The 19,752-nt window shown below is 64.5% G+C and carries 20 protein-coding genes; 14 read left to right on the top strand and 6 right to left on the bottom strand.

The window, feature by feature from the left end; all coding sequences use genetic code 11:
- Positions 1-3 precede the first annotated feature (3 nt).
- The 7 genes from hisB (at position 4) to ACW5W7_RS11385 (ending at position 4,985) form a co-directional block, all read left to right on the top strand.
- Positions 4-1,137 carry a bifunctional histidinol-phosphatase/imidazoleglycerol-phosphate dehydratase HisB gene (hisB, locus tag ACW5W7_RS11355; protein ID WP_456501769.1) on the top strand — a complete coding sequence of 378 codons (1,134 nt, stop codon included), beginning with the start codon at positions 4-6 and terminating at the stop codon, positions 1,135-1,137.
- Between the two features lie 64 nt (positions 1,138-1,201).
- Positions 1,202-1,828, top strand: a complete 627-nt coding sequence (gene hisH, locus ACW5W7_RS11360) for an imidazole glycerol phosphate synthase subunit HisH (RefSeq protein ID WP_349917675.1) — start codon at positions 1,202-1,204, stop codon at positions 1,826-1,828.
- A 15-nt stretch (positions 1,829-1,843) separates the two neighbouring features.
- The gene (gene hisA, locus ACW5W7_RS11365) at positions 1,844-2,617 is read left to right on the top strand and encodes a 1-(5-phosphoribosyl)-5-[(5-phosphoribosylamino)methylideneamino]imidazole-4-carboxamide isomerase (RefSeq protein ID WP_456501770.1); all 774 of its coding nucleotides are present in this window, start codon (positions 1,844-1,846) and stop codon (positions 2,615-2,617) included.
- A complete protein-coding gene (gene hisF, locus ACW5W7_RS11370; RefSeq protein WP_456501771.1) occupies positions 2,617-3,390 on the top strand; it encodes an imidazole glycerol phosphate synthase subunit HisF in 774 nt (257 codons plus the stop codon). The genes hisA and hisF overlap by 1 nt, the downstream gene beginning before the upstream one ends.
- Positions 3,383-4,018 (top strand): bifunctional phosphoribosyl-AMP cyclohydrolase/phosphoribosyl-ATP diphosphatase HisIE, encoded by a 636-nt coding sequence (hisIE, locus tag ACW5W7_RS11375; RefSeq protein WP_456501772.1) that lies wholly within the window; start codon positions 3,383-3,385, stop codon positions 4,016-4,018. The genes hisF and hisIE overlap by 8 nt, the downstream gene beginning before the upstream one ends.
- A 270-nt stretch (positions 4,019-4,288) precedes the next feature.
- Positions 4,289-4,579 carry a hypothetical protein gene (locus ACW5W7_RS11380; protein WP_456501773.1) on the top strand — a complete coding sequence of 97 codons (291 nt, stop codon included), beginning with the start codon at positions 4,289-4,291 and terminating at the stop codon, positions 4,577-4,579.
- Between the two features lie 106 nt (positions 4,580-4,685).
- Positions 4,686-4,985: a hypothetical protein gene (locus tag ACW5W7_RS11385; RefSeq protein WP_456501774.1), complete on the top strand. Its 300-nt coding sequence runs from the start codon at positions 4,686-4,688 to the stop codon at positions 4,983-4,985.
- Between the two features lie 78 nt (positions 4,986-5,063).
- Here the strand turns inward: ACW5W7_RS11385 and ACW5W7_RS11390 are convergent, their stop codons facing one another.
- Positions 5,064-6,686 carry an acyl-CoA synthetase gene (locus ACW5W7_RS11390; protein WP_456501775.1) on the bottom strand — a complete coding sequence of 541 codons (1,623 nt, stop codon included), beginning with the start codon at positions 6,684-6,686 and terminating at the stop codon, positions 5,064-5,066.
- Positions 6,687-7,001: 315 nt separating this feature from the next.
- Between ACW5W7_RS11390 and ACW5W7_RS11395 the strand changes: the two genes are divergently transcribed.
- Entirely contained in the window at positions 7,002-7,541 is a 540-nt protein-coding gene (locus tag ACW5W7_RS11395) for a glycine zipper 2TM domain-containing protein (protein WP_349917689.1), read from the top strand.
- A gap of 83 nt (positions 7,542-7,624) precedes the next feature.
- Here the strand turns inward: ACW5W7_RS11395 and ACW5W7_RS11400 are convergent, their stop codons facing one another.
- From ACW5W7_RS11400 to fadI, 5 genes are all read right to left on the bottom strand, one after another.
- Complete coding sequence (locus tag ACW5W7_RS11400; RefSeq protein ID WP_456501776.1) at positions 7,625-8,509, bottom strand: AEC family transporter; 885 nt, start codon at positions 8,507-8,509, stop codon at positions 7,625-7,627.
- Between the two features lie 8 nt (positions 8,510-8,517).
- Positions 8,518-9,075: a YaeQ family protein gene (locus ACW5W7_RS11405; RefSeq protein ID WP_349917774.1), complete on the bottom strand. Its 558-nt coding sequence runs from the start codon at positions 9,073-9,075 to the stop codon at positions 8,518-8,520.
- 186 nt (positions 9,076-9,261) lie between these two features.
- Positions 9,262-9,402, bottom strand: coding sequence for a TIGR02808 family protein (locus ACW5W7_RS11410; protein ID WP_083443334.1), 141 nt, complete (start codon positions 9,400-9,402; stop codon positions 9,262-9,264).
- Between the two features lie 271 nt (positions 9,403-9,673).
- Positions 9,674-11,821, bottom strand: coding sequence for a fatty acid oxidation complex subunit alpha FadJ (gene fadJ, locus ACW5W7_RS11415; protein ID WP_456501777.1), 2,148 nt, complete (start codon positions 11,819-11,821; stop codon positions 9,674-9,676).
- Between the two features lie 14 nt (positions 11,822-11,835).
- Positions 11,836-13,146 (bottom strand): acetyl-CoA C-acyltransferase FadI, encoded by a 1,311-nt coding sequence (fadI, locus tag ACW5W7_RS11420; protein WP_456501778.1) that lies wholly within the window; start codon positions 13,144-13,146, stop codon positions 11,836-11,838.
- 182 nt (positions 13,147-13,328) lie between these two features.
- Here fadI and ACW5W7_RS11425 point away from each other — a divergent pair, with 182 nt between their 5' ends.
- The 6 genes from ACW5W7_RS11425 to ACW5W7_RS11450 all read left to right on the top strand — a co-directional run bounded on the left by ACW5W7_RS11425 (position 13,329) and on the right by ACW5W7_RS11450 (position 19,743).
- Positions 13,329-14,279 (top strand): AAA family ATPase, encoded by a 951-nt coding sequence (locus ACW5W7_RS11425; RefSeq protein ID WP_456501779.1) that lies wholly within the window; start codon positions 13,329-13,331, stop codon positions 14,277-14,279.
- 40 nt (positions 14,280-14,319) lie between these two features.
- Positions 14,320-15,216, top strand: a complete 897-nt coding sequence (locus ACW5W7_RS11430) for a DUF58 domain-containing protein (protein WP_456501780.1) — start codon at positions 14,320-14,322, stop codon at positions 15,214-15,216.
- Positions 15,201-15,734 carry a DUF4381 domain-containing protein gene (locus ACW5W7_RS11435; RefSeq protein ID WP_456501781.1) on the top strand — a complete coding sequence of 178 codons (534 nt, stop codon included), beginning with the start codon at positions 15,201-15,203 and terminating at the stop codon, positions 15,732-15,734. The genes ACW5W7_RS11430 and ACW5W7_RS11435 overlap by 16 nt, the downstream gene beginning before the upstream one ends.
- A complete protein-coding gene (locus ACW5W7_RS11440; protein WP_456501782.1) occupies positions 15,731-16,699 on the top strand; it encodes a VWA domain-containing protein in 969 nt (322 codons plus the stop codon). Before ACW5W7_RS11435 ends, ACW5W7_RS11440 begins: the two co-directional genes overlap by 4 nt.
- A gap of 21 nt (positions 16,700-16,720) precedes the next feature.
- Positions 16,721-18,199, top strand: coding sequence for a vWA domain-containing protein (locus tag ACW5W7_RS11445; RefSeq protein WP_456501797.1), 1,479 nt, complete (start codon positions 16,721-16,723; stop codon positions 18,197-18,199).
- Positions 18,200-18,291: 92 nt separating this feature from the next.
- A complete protein-coding gene (locus ACW5W7_RS11450; RefSeq protein ID WP_456501798.1) occupies positions 18,292-19,743 on the top strand; it encodes a hypothetical protein in 1,452 nt (483 codons plus the stop codon).
- Positions 19,744-19,752: the final 9 nt, after the last annotated feature.

The raw sequence follows: 19,752 nt of genomic DNA on the forward strand, positions 1-19,752 counted from the left end.
CAGATGAAGACCCCGTTTTTGTTTATCGACCGTGACGGCACCCTGATCGAAGAGCCGGTGACCGACAAGCAGGTGGACAGCCTCGCCAAGCTGCGCTTCGAGCCCATGGTGATCCCTGTGCTGCGCGAATTGCAGGCCGCCGGCTACGTGCTGGTGATGGTTACCAACCAGGATGGGCTCGGCACTGCCAGCCTGCCCCTTGAGAACTTCCAGCCCCCCCACGACCTGATGATGCACCTGTTCGAATCCCAGGGCGTGCAGTGGGAACAGGTGCTGATCTGTCCCCACTTCCCCACCGACGGTTGCAGCTGCCGCAAGCCTCACCTCGGCCTGGTGAAGGAGTACCTCGCCTCCGGTCGCGTCGACTTTGCCAACTCCTTCGTGATTGGGGATCGCCAGACCGATCTCCAGCTCGCCGAGAACATGGGCATCCGCGGCATTCGCTATCACCCGCAAGATCACGGCTGGCTCGCCATCCGTGATCAGCTGCTCTCCCGGGGACGCATCGCCGAGGTGGAGCGCTACACCAAGGAGACCCGCATCCAGGTGGCGGTGGATCTCGACAAGAGCGGTGGCAACCAGATCGTCACCGGCATCGGTTTCTTCGATCACATGCTGGATCAGATAGCGACCCACGCCGGTTTCAGGTTGAAGCTGAAAGTCAGCGGCGATCTGCACATCGACGATCACCACACGGTGGAAGACGTGGGGCTGGCCCTGGGTCAGGCCCTGCGCCAGGCGCTCGGTGACAAGCGCGGCATCGGCCGCTTCGGCTTCGTGCTCGCCATGGACGAGGTGCAGGCGGTGATCGACGGCCGTCCGCGCCAGAGCGACGCGGCGCCCTCCCTCACCGAACTGGACGTGGCCACGGCGCTGGATTTGAGCGGCCGCCCCTACTTCGTGTTCGACTGCCCGAGCGGCTTTGGCCGCGACAGCGTCGGCGAGATGGCCACCGAGATGGTGCCCCACTTCTTCCGATCCTTGTCGGACGCCATGGCCATCACCTTGCAGATGAAGGTCGGCAGCGGCAACACCCACCACCAGGTGGAAGCCCTGTTCAAGGGCTTCGGCCGCGCCCTGCGCCAGGCCATCCGGGTCGAGGGGAGCGAACTCCCCTCCAGCAAGGGAGTGTTGTGATGGCCAAGCAAAATCTTGTCTTGGGCGAACTGCCCATCTTTGTCGGCAACAAGGGGGTGTTGTGATGAGCGCACAGAACCTTGTCATTATCGACACCGGCTGCGCCAACCTGGCGTCGGTGCGGATGGCATTCGAGCGCCTCGGCGTGCAGCCGCAGGTCTCCCGCGAAGCCGCCGACATCGAGCAGGCCGACAAGCTGATCCTGCCCGGCGTCGGCACCGCCGTCGCCGCCATGAAGAACCTCAACGAACGGGGTCTGGTGCCGCTGATTCGCAATGCCAAGCAGCCGCTGCTCGGCTTTTGCCTCGGCATGCAGATGCTGGCCGAGGCCTCCGAGGAGACCATGACCGGCGAGGATGACAACAGTAGTGCGCTTATCGAGGGCCTTGGCATAGTCCCCGGCAGGATCCGGCTGATGGAGGTGGGCAATCTGCGCCTGCCCCACATGGGCTGGAACCAGATAGCGCACGACGAGACGCACCCGCTGCTCAAGGGCATCCCGAGCGGCAGCTACTTCTACTTCGTCCACTCCTACGCCCTGGAGGTGACGGATGCCACGCTCGCTACCTGCGACTACGGCAGTCCCTTCACCGCCATCGTGGGGCGGGACAACTTCTTTGGCGCCCAATTCCATCCGGAGCGCTCCGGCCCGGCCGGTGCCCGCCTGCTGCAAAACTTTCTGGACTTATAAGGCAAGGAACCGCGAATGATTATTCCAGCCATTGATTTGATTAACGGTCAGGTAGTGCGCCTCTATCAGGGGGACTACGGCCAGAAGACGGCGTACAGCGACGCGCCCCAGGCACGCTTTGATGACTATGTGGCCCAGGGGGCGGCGCAGTTGCACCTGGTGGATCTGGACGGCGCCAAGGACGCCAAGGCGCGCCAACTTGCCCTCATCACCCGGTTGCTCGCCGCCACCGGCGCCCCGGTGCAGGTGGGCGGCGGGGTGCGCAGCGAACAGGACGTGGCAGACTTGCTGGCCGCCGGTGCCAACCGGGTGGTGATCGGCTCCACCGCGGTCAAGTCCCCGGAGCTGGTAGCGAGCTGGATGGAAAAATACGGTCCGGAGCGCATCGTGCTGGCGCTGGACGTGAACATAGACAGCGACGGCCAGCGCCAGATAGCGGTAGCGGGCTGGCAGGAGAACAGCGGCGTCACCATAGAGGCGCTCATCGAGCGCTTCCTCCCCGCGGGCCTCAGGCACGTGCTCTGCACCGACATCAGCCGTGACGGGACCCTGTCCGGCAGCAACGTCGAGCTCTATCGGGACTTGTGCGCCCGTTTCCCCACCGTGGCCTTCCAGGCCTCCGGCGGCATCGGCGGTCTTGCTGATATCGAGGCCCTCAAAGGCTTGGGCGTCAAGGGCATCATCCTCGGCCGCGCACTGCTTGAGGGCAAGTTCGATGTGGCGGGCGCCATCGCCTGCTGGGCAGATCAGCCGCAAGCGGCATCCGAGACGACAAGAGGGGACAACTGATGCTGGCAAGACGCATTATTCCCTGTCTCGACGTCAAAGATGGTGTCGTGGTCAAGGGCGTACAGTTTCGCAATCACGAGGTAATGGGGGGCATCGTCGAGTTGGCCCGCCGTTACGCCGAACAAGGGGCCGACGAGCTGGTGTTCTATGACATCACCGCCTCGAGCGATGCCCGCGTGGTGGACAAGAGCTGGGTGAGCCGGGTGGCGGAGGTCATCGACATCCCCTTCTGTGTCGCCGGCGGCATCAAGAGCGTGGAGGACGCCCGCCAGATCCTGGAGTTTGGCGCCGACAAGGTCTCCATCAACTCCCCGGCCCTGGCGGATCCGACCCTCATCACGGCGCTGGCGGAGCGCTTCGGCGTGCAATGCGTGGTGGTGGGCATCGACTCCTACTTCGACGCCGAAACCGGTGAGTATCAGGTCAAGCAGTTCACCGGCGACGAGAGTCGCACCCGTACCACCCCCTGGACCACCATGGAGTGGGTCAGGGAGGTGCAAAAGCGCGGCGCAGGCGAGATAGTGCTGAACGTGATGAATCAGGATGGCATGCGCCAGGGCTATGATCTCGAGCAGCTCAAACTGGTGCGGGCCCTGTGCAAGGTGCCGCTGATTGCCTCCGGCGGCGCCGGCACCATGAAACACTTTCGCGATGCCTTCACCCTGGCCGACGTGGATGGCGCCCTGGCGGCGTCCGTGTTCCACAAGGGTCTTATCCCCATTCCCGAATTGAAACGCTGGCTGAAAAACGAAGGAGTCGCCATCCGTGAATAATCAAGCCGTAAACAACGATATCCCGCTGATCGAACGCCTGGACTGGGCCAAGTGCGAGGGCATGATCCCCGCCATCGTCCAGCACGCCGCAAGCGGTCAGGTACTGATGCAGGGCTTCATGACCAAGGAAGCCCTGGCCAAGACCCAGGAAACCGGTCAGGTCACTTTTTTTAGTCGCAGCAAGCAACGCCTCTGGACCAAGGGCGAGAGTTCGGGTCACGTGCTCAGACTCGTCGCCATCAGCACCGACTGCGATCAGGACTCCCTGCTGGTCGCCGCCGAGCCGGTCGGCCCCACCTGCCACCTGGGTACCCCCTCCTGTTTCGACGCCCACCCGGTGCCGCCGCTCGGCTTCCTCGCCGAACTCGAGCAGATCCTGGCGGCGCGCAAAGGCGCCGATCCCGCCACCAGCTACACCGCCAGCCTCTATGGCCGGGGCACCAAGCGCATCGCCCAGAAGGTGGGTGAAGAAGGGGTCGAGGTGGCGCTGGCTGCCATGGCCAAGGACAGGGAAGAGCTAATCAACGAGTCCGCAGATCTGCTCTACCACCTGGCCGTCTTGCTGCAAAACGAGGGACTGGGGCTCAAGGACGTGGTGCAGCGGCTCTATGAGCGGCACAACAAATAACACGCCAGAACATAAGCAACGGGCCTAATGGCCCGTTGCTTTTCTAATGCGCCATAAAAAGTGAAATAGATAGCGATTCATTCCACCAAAACTACGTCAGATAGCAGTCCACCCCATTACGAATCAGCGCAGTTCCGCTCACAGCAGCAAGCCCTCGGCGCCACCCTTCCTCGGCATAATCCAACACAGCCAAGCCCCCGTTCAGGGAGTCGCCTCCCGCGGGATGCGTCGCGATAATGGCCCACATTCCCTCATTTTTTGCAGGACCGTATGAGCAAATTTCAGGTGTTTGCCACCCCGGATGCCCCCGCCGCCTTTGCCCTGCTCGACATGGGGGCGGACAACTTCCTTGTGGAGAAGGCCTCCTTGCTCGATCAGGGCTTCGAGGTCATAGGCGAACCCATATTGGCCCAGGATGCCAACACCGCGGCCCACGAGCATCGGCTCAACCTCGCCGACCCCAGCCGCCCCTATGGCGGGCCGGGCACCATAGGCCTCTTCAAGACCATATTGCTTCACGCTCCCAGGCTGTTTGGCAAGAAGGGAGCCACCAAGCGCTAGCTGAAACCGGCCTGCACAACAGTGTCTTTTGACGCCGCAGATGGGGGGTGCCCAGCAGGCCATGCGACCTCGATAATGGCGCCATCCCCCCAGCGCCATAGGTCCTATGAGCAAATACCAGTTCTTTCGCCAGGAGCAGGATGCGGCCAGCGTCACCTTCCTGCTGATGTCCTCCCCTTCCTTCTTGTCCGAGAAGGAGCAACTGCTCGAACAGGGCTTCGAGGTAGTGGGAGATTATATCGACGCGGCAGACGATGAAGAGGCCATCGCCAAGTTCAGAAGCGGCATGATTGAGCCCATCACCGAGTACACCAAGGCCACGGAGGAAGGGGGGCTCTATTACTTCCTCACCGGGATTGCCGAGTCCATCGGCAAACGGCTGAAGGGAACGAGTCACCCACGCTGAGGGTTGCCGCGCGTTTCCCTGCGTTAAACCAATAAAAAAACGGGCCAGCGCCCGTTTTTTTATTGCCAGCATTGCCCATCACACCAGTTGCTTGCGCAGCATGAATTTTTGCACCTTGCCGGTGGAGGTCTTGGGGATCGGGGTGAAGATGATCCGCTTGGGCGCCTTGAAATGAGCCATCTGCTCGCGGCAGAACGCAATCAACTCCGCCTGGCTGAGCTCCCTGCCCTCTTTGAGTTTGACGAAGGCACAGGGCACCTCCCCCCACTTCTCGTCCGGCATGGCGATCACCGCCGCCTCCTCCACGTCCGGGTGGCGATAGAGCACATCCTCCACCTCCAGGCTGGAGATGTTCTCCCCACCCGAGATGATGATGTCCTTGGATCTGTCCTTGATCTCCACATAGCCATCCGGGTGCCAGACCGCGAGATCCCCGCTTCGGAACCACCCCTGTGCCATCGCCTCCTCGCTGGCGGCCGCATTCTTGAGATAGCCCCGCATCACCACGTTGCCGCGCAGGAAGATCTCCCCCAGGGCCTTGCCATCCTGGGGCACAGGCTCGCCACTGACGGGGTTGGCCACGATCATCTCCCCCTGCAGGGGTGAGGTCACCCCCTGACGCGCCTTGAGACGAGAGAGGGCCGTTGCATCCATTCCCTCCCAATGTCGCTGGGGCTCGCACACCACGCAGGGGCCATAGGTCTCGGTCAGCCCGTAAACGTGGGTGACGGCAATGCCCATGGCCTCCATGCCGGCAATCACGGTGGCCGGTGGTGCCGCCCCGGCAGTCATCGCCTTGATGGGATGGGTGAGCCCCACCTTGAGGGCCGGATCCGCGTTGTTGAGCATGTTCAGCACGATGGGCGCGCCGCAGAAGTGGCTCACCTTGTGCTCGTGCATGGCCTCGAAGATAGGTTTGGCCTGCACGTGGCGCAGGCAGACGCTCACCCCGGCGGTGGCCGCCAGGGTCCAGGGGAAGCACCAGCCGTTGCAGTGGAACATGGGCAGGGTCCACAGGTAGACGGGATGCTTGGGCAGCTCCCAGGAGAGCACGTTGTTGACGGCGTTGAGGTGGGCGCCACGGTGGTGATAGACCACCCCCTTGGGGTTGCCGGTGGTGCCGGAGGTGTAGTTGAGGGAGATGGCCTGCCACTCGTCGCTGGGCAGCCAACCGGGCGCCTGTTCATCACCGCTGGCGAGCAGGGCCTCGTAGTCGAGATCCCCTGTCAGCTCCCCGTCCCGATAGAGGGGATCGTCGATGGCGATGACCAGTGGCTTGTGTTCAACCAGGGTCAGTGCCTGGCGGACCAGGGCGCCAAACTCTCTATCCACCAGCACCACCTTGCTCTGGGCATGCTGGAGGATGAAGGCGATGGACTCGGCATCGAGGCGGGTATTGATGGTATTGAGCACGGCGCCGCTCATGGGCACCCCGAAGTGGGCCTCGAACATGGCGGGCACATTGGGAGCGACGATGGATACCGTGTCCCCCTCGCCGATGCCACGCTGGCGCAAGGCCGAGGCGAGACGGCGACAGCGCCGTTCGGTCTCTCCCCAGCTCTGGCGCAATGCGCCATGGATCAGCGCCGGGTAGTCGGGATAGACCCGCGCCGCCCGCCCGAGGAAGCTTAAAGGGGTGAGCGCCTCGAAGTTGGCGCCATTTTTATCAAGACCTGTCTCATAGATGTTCTGGCTCGTCATCGGATCCTTCCTTGTCGGGTACAAAGCCGTGCCGGGAACGCGCCCTGGCCTCATGCCGGTGGCGACGTTGCGGTTCTTGGCAAAGGGTATCAAGGGGGCCGGGTCCCAGATATTAGCAAAACGTAGTAGGTTGCCTTCGGCGAAGGCCCTGCCCCGTTTTGTCGCCAAACACAGACGCCTTTTTGATGCGGTCATTTTTTGCGCAGTCAGCCCCTGTCGCAGACAGGGGCTCCTTTGCTTGAGCGGGAGAGACAAAATGACAAGAATGTCCACAAGCCCAGAGAGCGGGCAATCACAGTAGACAGGAGTAAAGAGATGAACAAATCCATGTTGGCAGGTGTCGGGATCGGGATTGCCGCTGCGTTGGCATTGTCGGCGGCAGCCAGCGGATCCCTCTTCTCATCCGAGCCCCAGTTTGCAGAGGTGCTGGCCAGCAAGCCGGTGACCGAAACCATCAAGACCCCGCGTCAGGAGTGCCGCAACGTCACCGTCACCCACCGCAAGCCGGTGCAGGATGAGCACAAGATCCTGGGGACCGTGGTCGGTGCAGCCCTGGGTGGCGTCGTCGGCCACCAGTTCGGTGGCGGCAGCGGCAAGAAGGTCGCCACCGCAGCGGGAGCCGTGGCCGGTGGCTACGCAGGCAACCAGGTGCAGGGCAACATGCAGGCCGGTGATACCTACACCACCACCGAGCAGCGCTGCAAGACAGTACAAGACAGCAGCACCCGCACCCTGGGTTACGACGTGACCTATCGTCTCGCCGGCCAGGAAGGGGTGGTGCGGATGGAACAAAAACCCGGCAACACCATTCCGGTCAAGGATGGCAAGCTGGTACTGAGCAACGTGCAGGGTTGATACTCCGTTAGGAGCGCCCGGCCATGAAAAAGGCCCACCGGATGGTGGGCCTTTTCCATTTTCGATGCTCTCAGAATTGGGCGTCAGCCACCCAGATGCAGCGCCAGCCAGACCGCCAGCGGGATCACCAGCACCGAGAGCGCGTTGCCGCCGAGCACTATGCTGGCCACCTTCTCGGGCTGACACTGGTACTGCTCGCACAGCATGTAGTTGAGCACCGCAGGGGGCAGCGCCACCGACAGGGTCAACAACGGGATCCACGCCGGATCCAGCGGCAACAGCCAGACCACGAACCAGAGCGACAGGCCCCCGGCCAGCAGATAGAGCAGGTTGCATTTGAGCGCCAGTCCCAGGTGTTCAAGTTCCCCTTCCAGCAACCGGATGCCGAGGGCAAACAGCATCAGCGGCACCGACAGCTGCCCCAGCAGGGAGGCGCTGGTCACCACATAGGCCGGCAGCGAGATCTGCAGATTGGCCACCAGCAATCCCGCCAGCGCCGCCCACAGCATGGGGCTGCGCAGCCAGAGCCAGCGAGAGACGTTGGCCGAGAGCAGGAAGATCCCCACCGAGAAGTGCAGCAGGTTGGAGAGCACGAACAGGATCACGATGGCGCCGAGCTGTTGCTCGCCAAACGCCAGCACCATCAGAGGGATGCCGAGATTGCCCGTGTTGCGGAACATGGCGGGCAGGATCAGCGCCGCCCGCTCCATCTCCCTGGGCCTCAGCAGGGAGAGCAGCAGGCCGGGCAGCAGGATCACCAGGCTGCCGGCGGCGATGAGGGGCAGATGATCCCCGAGCGCCAGGGGGTATTTCACCAGCGCCGAGAACACCAGCGCCGGGGAGAAGAGTTCGATGTTGGCGCGATTGATGTAGCCGAGCTCGGCTCCCCCACGCAACCGGCCATAGAGGGCTCCGAGGCCCACCACGGCAAACACCGGAATGACGATATCGAGCAGGGTCGCGAACATGGAACGGCCTAGATCTCCCGGGCGGGTTTGCCCATCAGCACAATGGGGTCGAGGGTCACTTCCTGCTGGCCGTTGCTCACCCAGAGCTGACCGTCCGAGATGGTGCAGGTCAGCGCCATGGTGCGCTCCACCATGGCGGTGAGCGGCAGGGTCTGGCTGTCGGAGAGTTCGATGATGCTCAGGTTGTCATGCTGGCTGAGCTTGCCCTGATTCTGCTTCCACCAGACGCTGGTACCACGGCCACCGTAGAGGTAGAGCACCACCTGGCGGGAGCGATTGCAGGCTTTCTTGAGCCGTTTCTCATCGGGCTGGCCCAGCTCGATCCAGAGTTCAATCTCATCGGAATAGTTCTTCAGCCAGAGTTCTGGCTCGTCGTCCGCCGACAACCCCTTGGTGAACTCCAGCCGCTCGGCGGCGTGCCAGGCGAAGGCCGCCAGGCGGATCATCATGCGCTCGTCGGTCTCGGAGGGGTGACGGGCCAGGGTGAGGGAGAAATCCTGATACTGATGGCGGTCCATGTCGGACAGACTGAGTTGCGCCTTGAATACGGTTGCCTTGAGAGCCATAGAAACCTTGAATACCTTGAAGTGGAATACGCGCCGAAAAACTGCGCGCCAGTGTACTCAATATTGGCGCAGGGTTCGACCGCCAGGCCGAAGATTTGCCCAGGAGGGCGCAGATAAGTGCTTAAAAGATGAGAAAAACAAATGCCAGCCCGAAGGCTGGCATTTGGCGGTATGAACCGGACTGGATCATTTCTCGGCGGACTTGACCCCGAAGAGGTTGAGCAGCACGCAGCAGGTCACGGCGACGGCTACAAATCCGCTCAGGAAGATAAAAGGCATGGCCCCGTATCCCAATATGTTCCAGATGGTTTGTTCAAGCAGACTCATAATGTGTCCTTCATCCAGTGAAAATGGGTGTCCCTCTTGGTTGCGGGTATGTTCCCGCTCCGATGGGACTATTTGAACTCAAGCGGCCCCCAACGCCTATGCCACCAAAGTAATAAATAGGGGGCTGGTTTGCGCCAGATCAATAATTTACCCCCTTTTCCATCCGCAATGGCCCCTCGCTGAACCATAGCCGACGCCGGCGGGATAGCACCAGATGAAAGAGGCGGCCCTGGGGCCGCCTCTTGCTCATGACAAATGCAGTGCCTTCACATCAATAGAAGCTCTGCTGCTCCGCCACCATCGCCTTGAGGCGTGCGCAGGGGGCGAAGCGATCCCCGTGGCGCTTCTGATAGTGCTCGAGACGCTCCACCAGATGAGGGATGCCGAGGCTATCCATGTAGCGGAAGGGGCCGCCCAGGAACGGCGGGAAGCCGATGCCGAAGATGGCGCCGATGTCGCCGTCACGGGCCGAGGCCACCACGCCGGCATCCAGGGCCATGGCCGCTTCGTTGAGCATCATCAGCACGCAGCGCTCTGCCATTTCCTGGCGGGCCAGCTTGGGAGAGACCGACACTCCGAGCACGGCGTAGACGCTGTCATCCACCGTCTTCTTGCCCTCCTTGCCGGTGAGCTTGTTGCGCGGCGCGGCCTTGCCATAGAGGTAGAAGCCCTTGCCGTTCTTGCGCCCCTTGCGCTCGTTTTGCAGCAGCTTGTCAAACGCCGCCGGCGCCTGGAACTGCTCGCCGCCGAGCTCTTTTTCGAGGATGGGGGAGATCTTGGCCCCCACGTCGATGCCCACCTCATCCAACAGCTGGATGGGGCCGACCGGGAAGCCGAAGTCAAGCAGGGCGCCGTCCAGCACCTCCACCGGTTCCCCTTCCAGCACCAGCCGGGCCGCCTCGTTCATGTAGGGCGCGAGGATGCGGTTCACGTAGAAACCGGCCTCGTCCTTGACCACGATGGGCGTCTTGCCCTGGGCGCGGGCGAAGGCCAGGGTAGTAGCCACCGTCTCCGGGCTGGTACCGGCGTGGGGGATGATCTCGGCCAGCGGCATCTTGTCCACCGGGCTGAAGTAGTGCAGGCCCACCACACGCTCCGGATGGGCGGCGTTGGCCGCAATCTGGTGGATGGGCAGGGAAGAAGTGTTCGAGGCAAACACGGTCTGTTCGCCGCACTCCCGCTCCACGTCCTGCACCATCTGGTGCTTCAAGGCGAGATCTTCAAACACCGCCTCCACCACCATGTCGACCCGGTGGAAGCCCGAATAATCTAGGGTGCCGGACAGCATATTCATCTGCTTTTCCAGATCGCTACGCAAGATCTGACGACGTTTTAGCTTCTTGGACAGCAGATCGTAGCTGTAACGCATGGCATTGCCGATGCCTGCACTATTCACGTCCTTGATCCGCACCGGCACCCCGGCCTTGGTGGCGGTAACAAACGCGATACCACCCCCCATCAGGCCTCCACCAAGCACGGCAGCCTGGCTGACCTTGCGCGGTGCAGCCCCCTGGTAGGCCACCTCCTTCTTCATCTCGGTGGTGGCGAAGAAAAGGGAGCGCAAAGAGGCAGATTCAGGCGTCATCACCAGCTCGCCGAAGTGGCGAGCCTCAGCGGTGAGGCCGGCCTGCATCCCCTCCTCCACGCCGATGCGCACCACCTCGAGGATCCGCTCGGGCGCCGGGTAGTTGCCACGGGTCTTGCTCATCACCCCCTTGCGGGCCTGATCGAACAACACCTTGCGACCCAGGGCGTTGGTTTCCAGCAACTTGCCCTGCAGATCCCGTTTGAGGGCATGGCGCGGCTTGCCCTTCTTGGCCAGTTTGACGGCGGCCTCCAGCAGGATGGAAGGGGGCACCACATCATCCACCAGGCCGAGCTTCTTGGCCTGCTTGGCGCGCACCTGCTTACCGGTCAGGATGAGATCCAGTGCCTTGGCCACCCCGATGAGGCGTGGCAGGCGCTGGGTACCGCCGGAGCCCGGCAGCAGGCCGAGCTGCACTTCCGGCAGGCCCAGCACCGTCTTGCCGTGATCCGTGATGACCCGGCCGTGGCAGGCCAGGGCCAGCTCCAGCCCGCCGCCGAGGCAGGGGCCGTGAATGGCGGCGATCACCGGGATGCCGAGGGCCTCGATCTCGGCGAACACCTGCTGCCCTTCCCGGGCCAGCTGCTGGGCGTCGCTGGCGCTGGTGCAGGCCGCCAGCATGCTGATGTCGGCCCCCGCGATGAAGGAGTCCTTCTTGCCGGAGACCACCACCAGGCCGATCAGATCCTTGTTCGCCTTCACCTCGGCCAACAAGTCCCGGATCTCGCCCGCAAATGAGGCCTTGAGGGTATTCATGCTCTCGCCGGGCACATCCATGGTCAGGATGCCGATGCCGTCCTTGCGAACGGCCAGCGCGAAGGTATTGGTACTCATCTTGTTCGTCTCCATTATTCCACCTCCAGCACCATGGCTGCCCCCAGTCCGCCCGCGGCGCAGGCGGTGTTGAGGGCAAGGCCCCCACCCCGACGACGCAGTTCGTTGAGGGTCTGGGTGATCATGCGTGCCCCGGTCGCGGCGAAGGGATGGCCATAGGCCAGGGAGCCGCCGAGCACGTTGAACTTGTCCATGTCCACCTCGCCGATGGCGCTGTCACGACCCAGCTTGTCCCGGGCGAATTCGGCGCTGGCAAACATCTTGAGGTTGGCCAGGGTCTGGGCGGCGAACGCCTCGTGCATGTCGATCAGGGTCAGATCGCCGAGGGTGATGCCGGCGCGGTCCAGTGCCAGCGGGGTGGCGTAGGAGGGGCCCATCAGCATGTCCTGCCACACATCGATGGCGGAGAAGGCGAAGCTGCGGATATAACCGAGCGGCTCCAGCCCCAGCTCCTTCGCCCGTCCCTCGCGCATCAGAAGCACGGCGGCGGCGCCATCGGTGAGCGGGGTGGCGTTGGCGGCGGTGACGGAGCCATGCAGCCGGTCGAACACGGGTTTGAGCTTGGCGTAGCTTGCCAGGTCAGAGCTCTCGCGGATGTTGTTGTCCCGCTCAAGGGGCGATTTGTAGGGGGGCACGTGGGCGGTGAACACCTCGTCGCTCAATTTGCCCTCGGCCCACGCCTGCGCCGCCAGGGTATGGGAGCGGTGCGCCAGGGCGTCCTGGGCCTCGCGGCTGATGCCGTGGCTCTTGGCCATCTGCTCGGCAGTCTGGCCCATGGAGAGACCGGTGGAATACTCGGCCACCGCCGGCGGCACCGGCATCAGATCCTTGATACGCAGCCTGCGCAGGATGTTAAAACGCTGCTGGAGGTTTCGGGCCTTGTTCAAATCCACCAGGGCCCGTGCCAGGGTCTTGCTCACCCCGATGGGCAGCACGGAGGAGGAGTCGGCACCGCCGGCGATGGCGATGTCGACGCTGCCAGCTACGATGGACTCGGCCACGTTGGCCACCGCCTGGAAACTGGTGGCGCAGGCGCGCGACACGCTATAGGCATCGGTACTGACGCTCATGCCGGTGCCGAGCACGATCTCGCGGGCGATGTTCGGCGCCTCCGGCATCTGCACCACCTGGCCGAATACCAGCTGATCGATGAGCATGGGATCGAGGTCGGTACGGGCGAGCAGCTCGCTCACCACCAGCTTGCCGAGATCCACCGCAGGCACCCCGTGAAAGGCGGTTGCCTGCTTGGCAAAGGGGGTGCGCAGACCCGCCACGACGGCAATCCGTTCGCCCTGGCGCGTCGTCAGTTTCAATGGCTGTTTCATCCTGGCTCCTTGGGTTGAAGGGTAGAGGTCTGACCTCATTGCGCCACATCTTAACAATCCAATCACAACTTTCATACGCCTGATTGAAACTAAATTGTCGCCATCTCGGCCCCCTCCCTCGCCCTCGTCGGGCATCTGGGGTATAAAAAGAGCAACTTCTATTAAAACAACGGCTTCATCTCATGACAGCGACCGGGTTCAGACAACTAAGCGACTATCTTGGCAGCCAGATCCTGGGTCAGGGCCCCCTCATCGAGGGGCTCCTGATCGCCCTGTTATGTGAAGGACATGTGTTGATCGAAGGCGCCCCTGGCCTTGCCAAGACCCGGGCCGTCAAGGCGCTGGCCGGCGCCGTGGAGGGACGCTTTGCCCGCATCCAGTTCACCCCGGACTTGTTGCCCGCCGATCTCACCGGCAGCGAGGTGTTTCACCCCCAGGATGCGAGCTTCGTGTTCCAGCCCGGCCCCCTGTTCAACCATCTGGTGCTGGCAGACGAGATCAACCGGGCGCCCGCCAAGGTACAATCCGCCCTGCTGGAGGCCATGGCAGAGCACCAGATCACGGTCGGCAAGAAGAGCTGGCGCCTGCCGCCACTCTTTACGGTGGCCGCGACCCAGAACCCCATAGAACAGGAAGGGACCTATCCCCTGCCGGAGGCCCAGCTCGATCGCTTCCTGCTCAAACTCATGGTGGAGTACCCGAGCCCCGCCGTGGAGCTCGCCATCCTGCAGCTCAATGCCAGGGGCGAGCAGGTCGCCTCCCCGCCCCTGACCCTGAGCCAGGCCGATCTGCAACGCGCCCGCACCGAGGTGTTGAATGTTCAGATGCAGGGGCGCCTCGAGCACTACCTGGTGCAGCTGGTCTGCGCCACCCGCCCAGGCAGCGGACTCTGCCCCGAGCTCGCGCCCCTCATCACGGTCGGCGCCAGCCCCAGGGCCAGCATTGGTCTCGCTCGGGCGGCCCGGGCACGGGCCTGGCTCGCCGGGCGCGACTTCGTGCTGCCGGAGGATATCCAGCAGCTCGCCCCCGCCGTGCTGCGCCATCGCCTCATCCCGAGTTATCAGGCGCTGGCCGACAACCTCGACAACGAGGCGCTGATCGCACTCCTGCTGGACACCATACCGTGCCCCTGAGCCCCGCTCTCACACCGGAGCATCGACAAGGGGGGCACGCATGTCCCTGATCGCCGATACCGATCCCCGCCAGCATCCGGATATCGCCCTGCCGCTGGATCGCTTGCTGGCCATCCGGCTCTGGGCAAGAACAGGCCCCCGGGCCCGTGTCCATCAGGCGAAGCAGGGCCGGCTCGGGCGGATGCCGGGTTTGAGTTTTCGCGAACTGCGCGCCTATCAAGCGGGGGACGAGGTGCGCCACATCGACTGGCGGGTGACCGCTCGCCTCGGCCGCCCCTATACCCGTCTCTATGGGGAGGAGCAGGAGCAGGCTCACTGGCTGCTGCTGGATCTCTCCCCAGCCATGTATTTCGGCTCGGGGCCACAGCTCAAGGCCCGCCTGGGTTGCGAGCTCGCCGCCGCCCTGCTCTGGCAGGGGGAAAAACAGGCCAACACCCTGATCTGCCAGGGTGCGCAGAGCCAGATCACCGTCCAGCGCGGCTCGCTCCTACCCTTGCTGCAAACCCTCTGCCACCAGTACGCGCTGGGGCTGGATCGCGCGCCCTGCCCCCAGTCCCTCGCCCAGATCCTCGCCAGACAAGCCCTGCCCCAGGGGGCCAGACTCACCCTCATCGGGGATCACCAACCCTGCGATCCCGCCCTGCGCCAGCAGTTGCAGCGCCTTGGCCAAAGACATGACATTCACTACTGGCAGATCCGGGATCCCCTGGAGGCGACCCTGCCAGAGGCGGGACGGTTGGCGGTGCAGACAGGCAGACATAGCGGCTGGCTCGATGGAAATAGCGCATCTTTCAGGTTGAAATACCAAGCGGCAGCAGAAGGTATCGCAGAGTCAGAGCAACAGCAGTTGCTACCTCTGGTGCAGCGCCTCTATCGTCTCGACAACGGCAAACCCCTGCAGCACCAGTGGCAGGAGGGTGGATGCCGTCTGATCTGATTGTCCCCGAGGGTTCCCCCTCCAGCGCGCCCACGGAGCGACTCGCCGAGATCCAGGCCCAGCTGCGGGACATCCATCCCGGGGCCGCCCTGACCAGCCCTGCGGATCCCCGCCTGCCGGCGCTCGGCTGGTTGGTGATCATCCTGCTGGCCATCTGCCTGATCACGCTACTTGGCAAGACGAGCTGGCGCCAGCGCCGCTGGGCTCGCCAGCTGGCGTGGCAGGGCCCGGACCTTGTTCCCCGCCTGCAAACCACCCTGCGAGCGGCAGCCCTGGCCCGCTGGCCCGAGGCACGTACATTGCAGGGAGACGCCTGGCTCCGCTGGCTGGATGAGCGGGGAGGCAGTCACTTCCATGCCTTCGCCAGGGAGTGGCCACTGTGGCTCTATGGTCAGGGGGAGCCCGACGCAGAGCAGCGTGCCCAACTGCGCCGCGCTTACCTGCGCTGGGGTCGGCGCTGCGTCAGTGCGCCCCGGATCCCCTTCCTGGCGCGCGCCCCTCGCAGGCCAGCCCCATGATCCTCGCCTGGCCCTGGTTCGCCCTCGCCCTGGTGCTGCCCTTGCTGGTGCGCTTCGGGTTGCCGCCGCTGCTCCCCGGCCGGCGCGGCCTTTCCCACGACGGTTTTCCCCTGCTGCAACCCCAGGCGGGACAACCCCTCTGGCGCATGACCCTGTGCTGGTGCGCCCTGGTGCTGGCCCTGTGCCGCCCCCAGTGGCAGGAGGAGCCCCTCATCCATTACCAGACCAGCCGGGATCTCATCCTGGCGGTGGATCTCTCGGACAGCATGCGCACCCAGGACATGCTCGACGACGGTGAGCAGCGCGATAGGCTCAGTGCCGTGAAAACGCAGATCCAGGCCCTCATCCGCAGCCGGGAAGGGGATCGCATCGCCCTGGTGGTGTTTGCGGATCACGCTTATCTGCTCTCCCCCCTGACCCAGGATACCCAGGCTCTGCTGACCCTCTCCCGGGAGCTCGACTTTGATCTGGTGGGGCGTACCACCGCCCTCGGGGAGGCCATACAGCTGGCCCGCCAGCATGCCGAGCCCGGTCGATCCACCGCCCTCATACTGGTGACCGATGGCCGCAACACCGCAGGCAATGCGGATCCCCTGACCGAGGCCAAGCACGCCAGCGCCGCAAACATTCGCTTCTACACCCTTGGGGTGGGGGCCGATCCCGGCACCTTCGCCGATGTCCAGTCCCCGGGGAGCCAGGATCCCAGCGCCGAGCTGGATGAGCCCCTGCTGAGGCAGTTGGCCGAACTCGGCCATGGCCGCTATTTTCGGGCCCGCTCCCAGAGCGATCTTTCGGACATCAACCAGGCCATCGACAGCCTGGAGCCCATCGCCCGCCCCCGTCTTCTCTATCGCCCGAGCCAGGAGCTCTACCCCTGGCCGCTGGCGCTGGCCCTGTTGATGCTGATGTGGCCCGCTCGCCTTCGCTGGCCCTCACGACAATCACGGAGAGCCGCCCATGACTAGCCAGATGAAAGGAGTGCCGTGATGGAGCTGATCCTGCTGCGCCCGCTCTGGCTGCTGGCACTGCTGCCCTGGCTCTGGCAGGGTTGGCGGCGTCGCCATCAGGCCGCGCTGCTCGCCCCCGCCATGGCGGCCTATCTGCTGCCGCGGCAAGGCCGCTCTCGCCCCTGGCTCTGGCTGGCCTGTCTGCCGTTGATCCTGGCCCTCGCCGGCCCCGCCCTGCGCCAACAGAGCCAACCGGTTACCCAGCCTGCCACCGACATCTGGCTGCTGGATCTCTCCGATTCCATGCTGGCCCAGGATCTGGCGCCGGATCGGGCGACCCGGGTGAGGTTGATGCTGCAAGAGATGCTGGCCCAGAGTGGACAGCACCCGGTCGCCCTCATTCTGTATGCCGCCGATGCCTACCTCGCCATGCCCCCGAGCCGTGACCATGACGCCATCGCTCTGTTGCTGCCGGACCTTCGCCCGTCCATCATGCCGCTGCAAGGCAGCGCCCCTGAGCGGGCCGTCGCCCTGGCGCTCGCCCAGATCCCCGCCGGCCAGCAGGCGCGGCTCCTGCTCATCACCGACGGGCTATCTCCCCGCCAAATGGATCACATCGCCGCCCAGTGGCCCTGCCAGGGCAGTCTCTTCTGCCATGACTCTGCCAGCCCCCGCCTCGATATCCTGCTGGCCAACGGGGGCCAGGCCACTCCCTTGCCTCCGGCCAGCGAACCCGGGCTGAACCTGCGTCTCGGGCGCGTCCTCCCTCCCCCCGATGTGGATGCCATGACCCGGCTTGCCAGCCAGCTCGGCGGCTCGCTGCAGTGGTTGCAGGCAGGCACCCCGCGCTTTACGCCCCTGCCCATGACCCAGACCCCGAGTGAGGGACAATCCCGGGATCTCGGCCCCTGGCTGCTGATCCCCCTGCTGCCGCTGGCGCTGCTGGCCCGCGTCGGTTCGGCCTGGCTGCTCTTGCTGGGCCTGGGGCTGGGTCTGACCAGCCCCCCCTCGCTGTACGCCAAACCAGCGCTCCCCGCCGCCTCCCCGCCGCTGTCGATGCAGGAGGGGGAAGCCTGGCAGGCTTATCAGCACGGGGATTATCTGACTGCCGCCCGTACCTTCGAGGATCCCATCTGGCAGGGCAATGCCTGGTACAGAGCGGGGGACTATGAGCGCGCGGCGAAGGCCTATGGCCGTGCCAGCAGTGCCACAGCCCACTACAACCGGGGCAATGCCCTGGTGCAGCTGGGCAACCTTAGCGGCGCCGAACAGGCCTACCTGGCCGCCCTGGCGCTGGATCCCCGCAATGAGGACGCGATCCATAATCTGGCCCTGCTGCGCCCCCAATCCTCCCAGGCGGCTTCCCGTTCCCAGGCCGGCACTCCCGAGCAAACCAGGGAGCAGGATGCCACTCCGGAGCGCCCCCGCCCCCCTGCGCCCCCCGTTATCTTGCTGGAGCAGCGGCTTCGAAAGGAGGCGCAGCGCCGTCCCCTGCTCAAGGTGGAGGAGCCCTGGTGACAACGCCAGCCTCCCGCCTCTCATGGCTCAGACCCGGCATCGGGCCCCTGTCCCCCTTCTTGCGACTCGCCACGTTGCTCGTTTTATTCGCCATGCCGGTGCAGGCCGCCCCTCCCCGGGCACAGTTGCTGCCAGGGCAGAGCGAGGGGAGCTGGCTGCTTGTCATCGAGGCCGATGGCGAGCGGGGCAGTGATGAGCTCAAGCTCACCCCGCTGCTGCGCCAGTTCGCCGTGGGCCGGGTCAGCATCAGCCGCGTCAGCACCCCGGTCACCCGCCTGACCCGCTGGCAGATCCCCCTGCACCGGGTCGCGAGTGACGCAAACCAGATCCCGCCTCTGACGGTGGGGGCCGAGCAAACCCCCGCATTGCCGCTCACCAGTCGCCCGCCGCCGGACTCACAGGCGAGGCCCGCCACCTCCCCCATTGAACTGATCGCCAGCGTCCCGCACCAGGGGCCGCTCTACCCCGGCCAGCCCTTCATCTATGAGCTCAGCCTCTGGCTGCCTGCCAACCTGGAGGCCCCCAATCTCGGCGAACCGGTCGGTGAGGACTTCATCATTCGCCGCCTCGGCAACGATCAGTGGGAATCTCCCGCCAGCCCGGGCATGCCAGGCAGACTGACCCGCAAGTGGCTGCTGCAGGCCAAAGAGGCGGGACTGCACCCTGTCGAGTCTCCCCGCTTCCAGGGACGCCTGCCCCAGTCATACGGTGGCAGCGAAGCCCTCTCCGCCAGGGCCGCCACCCGCCTCATCAAGATCGACAAGGCGCCGGTGGAACCGGTGGCCAGCAGCCTGGTGCTGACCGAGCAGTTCACTCCGGCAGCGGGCGCCCGGACCGGCGAGCCGGTGATCCGCACCCTGACTCTGGTCATGGAGGGCGGGGATGGCAGCCGCATGAGGCTGCCGCCTCAGGCCCCCTTGCCAGCAGGCCTCACGATGAGGCCAGATGGGGAGCAACAGCAGGAGCGCTTCCTTGCCAAGGGGGCCCTGCGCAGTGAGCATCAATGGCGCCAGGCTCTGATTGCCGAGGCGCCCGGCCGCTATGTGCTGCCCGCCGTGGAGCTGCCCTGGTTCAATACCCTGAGCGGACGCATCGACCATGCAAGCCTGCCGCCCAGGACGCTGATATTCGAAGGCTCGATGGATGAGGAAGCAAGCCTCCCCCTCACGCCTGCTGGGGAGAGCCTGCTCTGGGTACTGGGGGCGCTGCTGCTGCGCGGCTTGTGCCAGCATGGGACGCGCTGGCTGGCGTTCTGGCGCCTGCAAAGGGCGCTGGCCCGGCAAGAGCCGGACTCGGCCAGGTGGGCACTGCTCGGTTGGGGGGAACTGCGTTGGGGAAAAGAGTTCCTGCATCTGTCCAGCCTGCCCTGTCATCGGGATCCCGTCATCGGTCCCTTGCTCGATGCACTGGACAGGGCCTGTTTTGCCGATGTTTCCCGCACGCCGGTCCAGCTGCACTGGTCCGCGCTCGCCAAGGGATTGTGCACCAGAGAAACTTTTGCGATAGCCTATCTCCTCAGGAAACTGGCGTGTATTCATGAGTGAATGCACAGC

It is taken from the genome of Aeromonas intestinalis, assembly GCF_054052485.1.